Source organism: Bradyrhizobium sp. CCGUVB23 (assembly GCF_024199885.1).
Classification (GTDB): domain Bacteria; phylum Pseudomonadota; class Alphaproteobacteria; order Rhizobiales; family Xanthobacteraceae; genus Bradyrhizobium.
The window spans coordinates 628,276-639,008 of record NZ_JANADQ010000002.1; the positions used below are offsets into that span (position 1 = coordinate 628,276).

The 10,733-nt window shown below is 59.2% G+C and carries 9 protein-coding genes; 3 read left to right on the forward strand and 6 right to left on the reverse strand.

Annotated elements, in window-relative coordinates:
* Nucleotides 1–1,700: 1,700 nt before the first annotated feature.
* Nucleotides 1,701–1,952, reverse strand: coding sequence for a hypothetical protein (locus tag NLN62_RS51090; protein ID WP_254114234.1), 252 nt, complete (start codon nt 1,950–1,952; stop codon nt 1,701–1,703).
* A gap of 1,465 nt (nt 1,953–3,417) precedes the next feature.
* On the opposite strand from NLN62_RS51090, the gene NLN62_RS51100 reads away from it, so the two are divergent.
* Nucleotides 3,418–3,963 (forward strand): transposase, encoded by a 546-nt coding sequence (locus NLN62_RS51100; protein WP_254114235.1) that lies wholly within the window; start codon nt 3,418–3,420, stop codon nt 3,961–3,963.
* Here the strand turns inward: NLN62_RS51100 and NLN62_RS51105 are convergent.
* A complete protein-coding gene (locus NLN62_RS51105; protein ID WP_371933178.1) occupies nt 3,951–5,330 on the reverse strand; it encodes a transposase in 1,380 nt (459 codons plus the stop codon). The genes NLN62_RS51100 and NLN62_RS51105 overlap by 13 nt on opposite strands.
* A gap of 115 nt (nt 5,331–5,445) precedes the next feature.
* On the opposite strand from NLN62_RS51105, the gene NLN62_RS51110 reads away from it, so the two are divergent.
* Both NLN62_RS51110 and NLN62_RS51115 read left to right on the forward strand, forming a co-directional pair.
* Nucleotides 5,446–5,730: a hypothetical protein gene (locus NLN62_RS51110; protein WP_254113946.1), complete on the forward strand. Its 285-nt coding sequence runs from the start codon at nt 5,446–5,448 to the stop codon at nt 5,728–5,730.
* A 97-nt stretch (nt 5,731–5,827) separates the two neighbouring features.
* On the forward strand, nt 5,828–6,628 hold the full coding sequence (locus NLN62_RS51115) for a hypothetical protein (protein WP_254114236.1): 801 nt from the start codon (nt 5,828–5,830) through the stop codon (nt 6,626–6,628).
* 285 nt (nt 6,629–6,913) lie between these two features.
* On the opposite strand, the gene NLN62_RS51120 is transcribed toward NLN62_RS51115, so the two are convergent.
* The 4 genes from NLN62_RS51120 to NLN62_RS51135 form a co-directional block, all read right to left on the reverse strand.
* A complete protein-coding gene (locus tag NLN62_RS51120) occupies nt 6,914–7,951 on the reverse strand; it encodes an IS110 family transposase (protein WP_254114238.1) in 1,038 nt (345 codons plus the stop codon).
* A 118-nt stretch (nt 7,952–8,069) separates the two neighbouring features.
* Nucleotides 8,070–8,912, reverse strand: a complete 843-nt coding sequence (locus NLN62_RS51125) for an IS5 family transposase (protein ID WP_254114210.1) — start codon at nt 8,910–8,912, stop codon at nt 8,070–8,072.
* 61 nt (nt 8,913–8,973) lie between these two features.
* A complete protein-coding gene (locus tag NLN62_RS51130; RefSeq protein ID WP_254114239.1) occupies nt 8,974–9,129 on the reverse strand; it encodes a hypothetical protein in 156 nt (51 codons plus the stop codon).
* Between the two features lie 255 nt (nt 9,130–9,384).
* A partial coding sequence (locus NLN62_RS51135) for a thioesterase domain-containing protein (protein WP_254114240.1) occupies nt 9,385–10,733 on the reverse strand: 1,349 nt, incomplete at its 5' end.

Sequence of the window (10,733 nt, forward strand, 5' to 3'; positions counted from 1 at the left end):
TGTGTGTTTGCGACTTGCGACCTTGGGCGTAGCGGAGAAGCCGCCCGAGAGGCCCGAAGCGCTCGCAAGTGCGGATCATTTTGCCGACTCGCAGCTGGCGCAGATCAGGGGTGGCGCACTGTGAAAGCAGAAACCAAGCAGTGGTGGGAAAGGTGGCCGACGAGGACATCTGAGCTGCCACTGAGTTTTCATCCAGCGACGGTTAGAGTCTCGGGGGTTTTGACGTCCGCCGGCCATCTGCTCGGACGAGTTGCCCAGGCTCTCTAGGTTTGGCAGGTGTGGGTGCTCGCCGAACAGCATGATGGAAGCGCGCAGCAATAAAGCAACGTCGTCCAATTCCCTGGCTCTCGGTGATACCGAGGCAACAGGCCAGGCTGCTTCAGGATCCGGTGCAGAAAGTGCACTTGCGTATACGCCAGCGCGTGCAGGAAGACGTTACCGTCTCGTTAGCACGCGATCACACGCATAGCGGTCGCCTTTGAGGCCGGTCGCGATGGTTTTGGCTGGCGCGCTGGCTGCGGGCTCGTTGTGTCGCGGCCTTCGTTATCCACTCAACAAGCGTCGCCGTCCCTCGCGAGCACCGGCGGGCTAAAACCGATCGGCTTGACAACGAGCCCGCCGGGGCTTCTCCCGGATCGTTGAGATCAGGTACATCCGCCGATCGCCCAACGATCCGACCGGATCCCAATCACGTCACCTGATCGTGTGCCGCATGCGACGGTCGTGCGGCATTGGCGTGATCACAGTGGCTCGAAAGCGCTTGGCCGCCAACTCGCCCTTGCCCTTGCGGCACTCTGCTCGCCGCCGGCGGCGCTGGACCGCTACGACACATATGGGTCCTTAATCTCAAGTTCCAGCTTCACCATACTTTTAGTGGATCGCGGAAGCTGGCTGCAATCGCTGCTGCCGCCGTTTTCGAAAGCAATTTTGCAGACGCTCTAACCTTTGACACAAGCGTTCAGGTGTCTCCATTTCTGACTGCAAGAGATCCTTGCTCTCCAGTACCTCCTTCCACCAATGGTCAGCCGGGCTATCCGCGCGCTTTTTCAGAGCTGCTAGTTGTTGACCAGAAAGACCGCGCTCGAGGAAGTCCCGTTCAGACGTGGATCCTCTCACCATCGTTGGCCAATCCCGCGTGATAGGGATACAGCCGAAACGGCAGCCGCTCAGAACGCCGTATGGGGATCAGGCGCTTTGCTACCACACGCTAACTTACGGGGCCAGCCGTCGCCTGAGCCGCTACCGAAGCCGTGCCCACTAGTCTTGGCTTTGCGCTGCAGCTACTAGCGTTCGTCAAAAACTCATCCAGCACGCGCCGTTTGATCGCTGATGGCTCGCGCTCCCCCCGCGAGGCAAGCCACAGAATGTACTCAGCCATCTCGAGCGCAGAGCGGTTTTTCTGCCGAGTGAACCTGGGGCTAACAAGTACTCAAGGACTCTGCGGAGCATCTGCACCGTAGCCAAATCGTAGGCCATATGCCGATTATCCAGTTGATAAGTCTCTAACTAAGAAAACCTGCGCCCTCTTTTTCACTCCGAACTTGAAGTCAAGATGATTAGCATAGCACGCTATGATTGCAGATTTATGAAGCCAACCAAACATATCCGGGGGGCCCAATGACGAGCTCTAATCGCTCCCTTTCAGCCCTTCCTCGCCTTCAGCCCGAAGCCGGCGACTCGCGTGAGCGCCTTTGAGCCCATCACTGCTTCTCTGCGGGCGCATTGCCTTCGGCTGACGGGGATGACGGCGCTGGCGTGTCCACTGGGGGTGTCGCAGCAACGCAATCACCTGCCCAGATCTTCGTGCCTCTGACCGTCCCGACTAGTTTACAACCCAGCGGCGCCTGCGGCTTAACATGAGTGGATGGCATCTTTGCTGCTCCGGGTGGAGCAGCTTGAGCAAAAACGCCGTTCGCAAAAAACAGCGTGATTAGCGCGATCAGCAGCTTCATGGTCACCTCAAATCGTTCAATGCATTCCTGCTCACTTCTTCGTCCTCAGCCCGAGCTCGACTAGCCGAGGCACGGCCTGGCGCACGTTATCCTCTCGCCGCTCTTCGCGATCCATGCGTCGCTGGCAGCAAGCTCGGCTTCATGCCACCGCTCGCCGATCTGGACGCCCCTACCTGTTCTCCGCAGGCGATCGCGCTTAGTTTTAAGCGGTAACGCGAATTAGCGCTTCCCGCAACCACGAAGGGCACTTCACATGATCGAGGGGCCTGATCCGCGTGTTAGCTAGGTTTTAGCACGCCACTCAAACACGTCTGCAAGAGCAAGAAGAGCCTGCGGCCTACCTCGCGCTCTTCCCGCGTCTGTCGCCTCGAGGTTCTCCACGACCAGGATACTCCCACCAGCGGGCCGACCCCATGCTTGCCGTTTACCAAGATGGCAGGCATCGCGGCCTATCCGCCTCAGAGATCGATGAACAGCTGGAACGGCTTGCCGAACAGCATGATAGGACCGTGCAGCAATGAGCAACGTCTTCGAATTTCTCAGGCTCTCCTGCGGGTATCCGGCGCTATCGAGGGCGGCGGATCGAACAGGATGGCCGCTTCCAGCACGTTCGTGTTTTCGCGCGGACGCACCAGGAAATCCGGAAGTCTGAGAAGGGGACGTGCAAGCAGCTTTGCTCAGCACGCGCTCCCATGGCAAAATTCCCAAGAAGCCGTAAGGACGCACCAGATCGAGCCAGAGAGGCAGGTCTCGGCGGATTCGGCGGATCATCGCGCGGCGGATCGCGACATGCGTCAGCTTCGAGCCCTGTTTTCCCTATCTATGATTGGTCCCGGCCCCCACCGAAAGCCACCGGGAGCGTCGAAGACTTGATTGCCAACTCCAGTCGCGCATCGCGAGTTCAAAGTCCCCGGCGATTCTTGTCCATCGATGGGCCGATACCTCCTTGCGCAAGACCGGACAGATCGGACGAAGGAAGCCTCAAGCTCAATCGAAGAAAACTAAGCGCGTCCGAATCGAGATCGTGCGCGCCAAGCGAACGCTCTCCAGGTCAGGCCTCGATCACCGTCTTCGCAGCCGCCTCGATGAAGAACGCGCTCGACGCGGCCGACACCGCCAGGACCGGAGTCAAGTTTTACGCGCGGCCCGCGATGGCACCTACAGTTGCGCTTCACGATTTTATTTCACGGAAACTTCTTGGGATTTGATATCGAAGTTTCCGCTGGCTGACGCTCCCGCAGGAGAAGTCGGCGGGAATGTTTAGTTTCTTAGTCTAAGCTTGACTTTGTACAAAATCCCTTGGGCATTTCAGGTTTGTAGCGGCGGCGCTGATCTTCCGCGTACTGGCAGCGTGAGGTGCGCGCGGTCCTCTCATTTTGTGGCAATTTGAACGGGGTGAATCAATTCGCCGCAGTCTCACTCTCACTGACTTGCCTACTTCGCCTGACCGGATTCGAACCGGTGTATGACCGATCATAACGAGAACTGCGTCGGGTCTGGAGATCCTGTTCCGCACATCCTTCGCCAGTGGCTGTCGTCGTTTCGTCCCTGGTTCACCGCACCCAGTTGGGAGCATCTGCTGGTCCTGGTGATGGGCGCGATCCTGTCTCCAGGCAAACGAACGGTGACGTCCTGTTTGCGGATCACCGGCCGCGCTGAGGCTGGCAAGTTTTCCCTCTACCATCAGCTCCTTAATCGAGCGCGTTGGAATCCGCGCACGCTGGCTTCGCGGCTGCTATCGGTCGTTGTCGCTAGCCTCGTACCCGACGGTCCCATTGTGATTGGCATGGATGACACTATCGAGCGCCGATGGGGACCAAAGATTGCCGCCCGTGGCATCTATCGCGATCCGGTGCGCTCCAGTCATGGTCACTTCGTCAAAGCCAGCGGCTTGCGCTGGTTGAGCTTCATGGTTCTTGCCCCGGTCCCATGGGCCAAATGCATCAAGGCCCTACCAGTCTTGACGCTTTTATGCCCCTCAGCTCGACTTTGGCCGATTTATGCGGCGTAGGCGAGCGCATTCTCCATCCGGCGCCAGATATGGCGCGGAATTTCTATGCTGTCACGGCGCGGCCGGGACATGAAAGAAATCTGATGAGCCCATATTTGGCGTCGAACGGCGGCGATCGCATCGCTAAAGGTCAGGGTGGCTTTTGGATACCAAGCTGCGGTTCTGGGCTTCAGCTTTCGTGCCTTGGCGAGGTCGTGGGTCCATAGAGTGATGATGGAGTAGAGGCCGAGCAAAATCGGGGTGGAGCGCAGAATGGCTTTGTCCGACCACTGGCGCTGGGTCTCGACACCGAGGTGAGCGCGAACTTCCTCGAAGGTGACTTCGACCTGCCAGCGACTGACGAACCAAGCGAGGATGTCGCGGGGATGAGCGTTGAGATCGGTCGCCAGGAAAGCCTGTGGGTCGAGTTCGCCGGTTGGGTCGCGGACGAGCAGCCAGCGGATCGGCACCGGCGGAACACCGCCGCGATACCACAGCGCAGTGCCGGTTGCGATCTCGACGGTGCGATTGGTTCGGCCGTACCAGAGACTGACCCGATAACGCGTCCAGGACACGTTGCGATCCTTGAGGATGGCAGAGAGTTTTTTGTGGGGCTTGCCTCGAATTGGAGGGCGGCCACGAGCTTTGCGCTTTGGTCGGGGAAATTCGAACAGGTTGGCATCGAGGCGCAGGCGGGTGACGACGCAGACGTGCTTGCGGACTGCGGCAAGGAATTCGATGGCCGCAAAGGCGCTGTCGGCGACCAGTACGATATATCGATCGGGCAACCAGCGGCGGATTTGCCGGGCGGCCTGGCGGGCCCAATCGAGCAGCGTCTTGGGCGAGCGCGATTTGCCGTCATAGAAGCGTTTGGAGGGGGCGAGCAGCGTGAGGAAAGGCAGCGCCATGACGCGATCGGCCCACGGCACGCGCACCAGCAACATGGCAGAAAGCCAGCGCAGGCCGCTGGCTTTGACGAAGTGCCCCTTGGAGGAGCGCACCGGATCGCGATAGATGCCGCGGGCGCTGATCTTGGGCCCCCAGCGCCGCTCAATGGTGTCATCGAGCCCGATCACCACCGCCTCGCCGGCCGGCACGAAGACCTTGATCAGCAGGAGCAGCAGGTGGCCTGCCGCGGCCCGCGACGACCACGCCACTCGGTTGAGGACGCGATGGAAAGTACAGAAATCGCGATCGCGCTCCCGCCCTAAGATGCGCAGCGCCGCCGTGACAGTGCGCCGGCCGGGCGCCAGGATAACGCCGGCGAGCAGCGTCAGAACATTCAGCCAAGTGGGGCGTGTGAACAGATCGGTGAAGACGGCAAGCCGGGCCACAAAACGCGGCGGCAGCGGATCGCAAGAGCGGGGGAGAAGGCGGGCATGTTGCATCCCATCGGTAGAATCGGCACGATGAATCGCAGCAACCTCGTCCAGCTGCGACAAATTGAGTCGGCAAACCGATTCATCCTGGCCCGCGCGGCACCCATCGAGCACATTGAGCGCTATGGCAAAATCCGACCCAACGCTTGCCCAGATTGCTGCTCAGTTCACGCATCACGACATAGAAAAGAGCAGTGGCGGTTATTTAGTTATCAACCGTCGGACTTCAAATCCGGTCGCACGGCTGCGCCCCATTCCAGATACCGATCGCTTCGAGCTCTTCTACTGGTCGAACGTGAAGGGGCGCTGGACGACCTTTGGCAATATGGGGCGCATGAAACTCATGCTCACGAGCGCTCATGAAATCGTCGAGAACGATCCGATGTTCAGGGTTCCGCGTACAAGATGAACAAGTGTAAAATTGGCCAAAGTCAAGCTCAGAGCGCTACGACAAAAAGAAGGGGCGAAAGCACAAACTGCTGACAGATTGGGCAAGACAGGGCGTGATGCAACTTTGCCGCTGGCTGCCTGGACGCGATCTCATCTTTGTTGGCGACAGCAGTTTTGCTGTCCACACATTGGCCGCAGCGCTGCCAGACAGGGCCACCCTCATCACGCGCCTGCGTCTAGACGCCAGTCTGTTTGCCCAGCCAGATCCGCGACACGAACACACGCTTGGACGGCCTGCACAAAAAGGCATGCCCCTGCCCAAGCTAAAAGCCGTCCTCAACAACCCCAAGACGGTGTGGCAACGCATCGTCGCCTCAAGCTGGTATGGCGGGCAAACCGATAAACACCTCGATATCACGACAGGCACCGGCTTGTGGTATCGGCGAGGAACCCCGCCAAGGCCAATTCGCTGGGTCCTGGTTCGAGACCCGACGGGCCGTCGCGAACCGCAGGCGTTCATGAGCACAAATACCGAATTCGAGCCGGCCCAGATCATCGCCTACTTCGTTCGACGCTGGCAGATCGAAGTGACGTTCGCAGAAACCCGCACCCATCTCGGTGTGGAGACTCAGCGCCAGTGGAATGGCACCGCCATCATCCGCACAACACCTTCGCTCCTGGCCCTCTATAGTCTCGTGACACTCTGGGCGAAGGATGTTCTCAGCCAAAGCACCCGCCCTTACGCCGCCGCATGGTACAGGAAAACCGATCTGACATTCACGGATGCGATTGGCGCTGTGCGCCTCGTATTGTGGAGCGACGATCTTTATCGACACTCCCCGTCAAACCCGGAAATGCATAAAATACCACCAGCGCGACTTGTCCGTATGGCGCAGGCGCTTTGCTTCGCCGCATAATGTACAAAGTCAAGCTAAGAGTCTTCTCTATTCGGCCGGATTTGGTCAAGGGCTTTGGTTGGGCGCCTCCTCGGGTTCGGTGCCGCTCGCGGGGCCGTGCTTCTCTTCGGGATCAGCCGTATGGCTCTCCCAGCATGGGATCAGTAGAACGAGACGGAACAATCTGACTCGCGTGCTGATCGCAGGGACGCGACCGTACAAGAGCCCAAAGCGAACTCATCTCGTCCATCGTCCCGCGAGGGACCTCGCCCCACTAAACAACGAGTGTGTGGACCGCGCGTCGCACTATTGTGCCGCGGGCGAGACCTCCCGTGTCCAGCGGAATTCCGTTCCATCGCTCCAAATGCGGTGCATGATGACGGCGAGCCGCCGCGCCAGAGCGACGATCGCCTTTTGCTGCCCGCGTCGTTTGGCGATCTGCATGGCCCACGCCTTGAGCCAGGACCATTTCTGGACCCGCGTCAGCATGACCTGCGCGGCCTCATAGAGTAGCGCTCGCATGGCTTGATCGCCGCACAGCGAGATCCGACCGATGCGGTGGCTTTCACCGGACTGGTTGAGGACTGGCGTCAATCCGAGGGAGGGCCCGACGGCTTTCGAACTCTTGAAGCGGGCGGGAACGTCGATCGTGCTGATAAAGGCCAACGACGTGACGGGACCAACACCGGGGATTGTCATCAACCGGCGACAGACCTCGCTTTCCCGGGCAAGCAGAACCACATTGCGATGCAGTCGCGTGAACTGTTCGCGTAAAACGCGTCGGGCGACGAGAAGCGGTTCCATGAGTTCGGTCAGCTCCGGCTGACCAACGGTGAGTTCGTGGATGCGTTGTTCGAAGCCGATCACCCCCACAATTCCAACCTTCAAGCCGAAGTTGCGCAACAGCCCACGAATGTCATTCTCGATGGCAATGGCCTTCTCCTGAAGCAGCTTGCGACCGGCAAGCAGGACCCGTCGCTTCTGACTGGTCAGGGTCTTGACGTGGACAGGCCGGAACAAGCCGACACGCATCATCTGCGCAATGCCACGCGCATCATTACGGTCGCTCTTGTTCACCTGCGCCTTGAGGAACGCCTTGGCGTGCCGTGTCTCGATGCAGATTGCCGGCAGGCCAGCTTCCGCCAGCCCGCTGAACAGCCATTGTGACAGCGGCCCGGCCTCGAGTCCGATCCGGTCAAACCGCCAAGTCGGATCGTTGAGTACAGCAAGAAGATCTTCCGGGTGGCTCTCCACTTTCACTTCCCGGCAGATGCGGCCTGTTTCATCGACAATGCATAGGGACGTCTCTTTGACCGACACGTCTAATCCGGCGTAATGTTTCATGCTGCGCTTCTCCGTCCGATGCTTGTGGCTGCTCGACACAGACCACGTTTATCATCAACCTGAAGCGCACCACCCTGCTAACACGGGGCTCAGCAACAGGCCGAATACCCCATCTGACTCAAAATTGCATTGCTGTTTTTATGGCTGCGATGCGCCTTGTCATGAGTTGGACGGAGGCGAGGAAGAGCCAGGCAGTTGCGCTTTCGATGGTTCGCTCGAAGTCCTTGGCCAATCTGCGGTTGCGGCCGAGCCAGGCGAAGGTTCGTTCGACCACCCAGCGGCGCGGAAGCACCTCGAAGCCCTGTGCGGCATCGGAGCGCTTGATGATCTCGACAGTCCACCGGCCGATCTTTTCTAGCACCGCCTTGAGCTTTTCGCCGGCATAGCCGCCATCGGCGAAGACATGGCGCAGCCAGGGGAAGCGGTAGCGAATGCTGCACAGGACATCTGGCGCGCCATCGCGATCCTGGACGTCGGCAGCGTGAACGATCGCGCCGACCAGGAGCCCTTGGGTGTCGGTGACGATGTGGCGCTTTCGACCCTTGATCTTCTTTCCCGCGTCGTAGCCGCGAGGGCCGCCACCTTCGGTGGTCTTGACCGATTGGCTGTCGATCACACCAGCCGTCGGCGAGGCCTCCCGGCCGATCGCCTCGCGCGCCAGCATCAGGAGTGCGTGGTTGATCGATTGCCACAATCCGCTGTCGCGCCATTGGTAGAAATAGTACTGCACCGTGGTCATTGGTGGAAACAGAGTGGGCGGCAGCATGCGCCACGGCAACCCGCCGCGCAGCAGATAGAGCACTGCCTCGACGATGTCCCGATAGCTCCATTTCGGGCGCCGCCCGCGCTTGGCCCGCACAGGAAGCAACCTCTCCAGCACGACCCATTCCGCATCCGTCAAGTCGCTTGGCAAACGCAGCTCCTCTCGGGCAAACTGTGCCCGAGTGATATCAGTCCACATTCTCGATCCCTTTGATGCTTCGCAACACCAATGGAATCAGAACTCGCTGATATCACTCAACTTATTTTTCGGTCGGACACTGACAGAAATCCTGCGCAATGGAGCCCGTGATCTGCTCGCCAGGGCGGTCGAAATCGAACTGCAGGCGTTTCTGGAGAACATGTTTTAAGCGGAGAACCTCTTTGATCCGGCGCATCGACAATCTCTGGGTGGGCATCGGCCTTCCTCGTTCACTGACGAGGCAGTTCCTAAGCCGGTTGAGTTGTCGGCCGAAGCGGGCTGAGCCATTCAAAAATTGCTCACGATCCCGCGAAATCCACGCTCACGATCGTCTGAAATCTCTGCTCACGATGCTCTGAAATCCGTGCTCACGATCCCGCGAAACATGCAGGCGACTCCCTGGTGTTCAAAGCGTGGGCCTGCTCCACATCCCAGATCATGGCCGCCGCTCCCAATCGATGCCCGAACAAGGTTAGCTCGGCGGCACCTGCGATTGCCGCCGACGGTCTGGTGAATTGTTCAAGGCTATCGAAAGGCATCGAGCCAGAACTCGGCGGTTTTCTGGGGTGTTCATCATCGTCGTGTGGTCACCCGGAACGGACACGGCGTGAATGGCTTCAGCACGCAAAACCCTGTCCCACCCCCGCAACGGCGAACTTGCTTCCTGACCTATTGAACCTCGTGCACGACGGCTGCGGACAGGTCCGTTGACATAAAACTGGTTGATCTCGATTCCATGAGATGGAGCTTCATACAAGTCCAGTGCCCTTTGGAACTGCGCGGCCTTTTCATACGTCAGAAGAAGGCTTTCTAGATCACGGTCCTGGGGTATCGCCCCAATTTGCTGTGCCTTTTGAATCAGTTGGCCAATCGAGCTGTTTGCAGCAAATCGTTCTAAGACCTGGAAGCTGTCATCTTCCAAGAATTCCATCGAATCCAGCAGCACTTCCCGTGCCATTTGGGTCGGCGATAAGCTTCGTCGATTTGCAGGTAACGCAGCATCCATGAAGGCCATGAATGACACAGCTTCATTCAGATTCACTAAGTGCTGCGCAATCGCGTAAGCCAAGATTGCCCCTGATGAGTATCCAGCAAAGCGATACGGTCCATGTGGCTGGATCTCTCTAACTGCTAGCATTACTTCCGCCGCTATTGCCTCAAGAGTTAGTGGACGTTCGTCGTCGAAATGCGGCCATGGCAAAGCATAGACCGGACAGTCGACGTCCATTTCCTTCACAAGGGGGAGGACATAGGAACAATCGCCCAATCCTGTGGGAACAAAGAAGAGAGGTGGCTGTGATCCCGTTTCCAGAACGGAAATCACTTGCGGACTGCTGGGCTGTCGCTTCAAATGAATCTTCGATGCGAGCTCCCTCAGAACAGGGGCTTGGAAGAGGTCGGCAGCGCTAAACGTCAGCCCAGCTTTTTGTGCTCGACTGATCAGCTGCACCGCCAATAGCGAGTGCCCGCCGAGCGCAAAGAAGTGGTCGTGGCGTCCGACCCGCTCCACACCGAGAAGCTCGGCCCAGATCTGTGCCAGCGTGATCTCGACCTCGCCTTGCGGCGCCTCATAGGCGCGATGCGCATACGCCTCATCGTCCGGCGCCGGCAGCGCCTTGCGGTCCAGCTTGCCGTTCACCGTCAGCGGCAGCGCCGCAAGCCGTACGAACGCAGCCGGCACCATGTAGTCCGGCAGGTGCGCACTTATGTGCGCGCGCAAGGCGCCGGCAAGCTCGCTTCCATCCAACCCGTTCGAAGCTGCTTCAGGCGCACACACCACATAGGCCACCAGCCGCTGCTCGCCGCCGGGGCCCTCGTGCA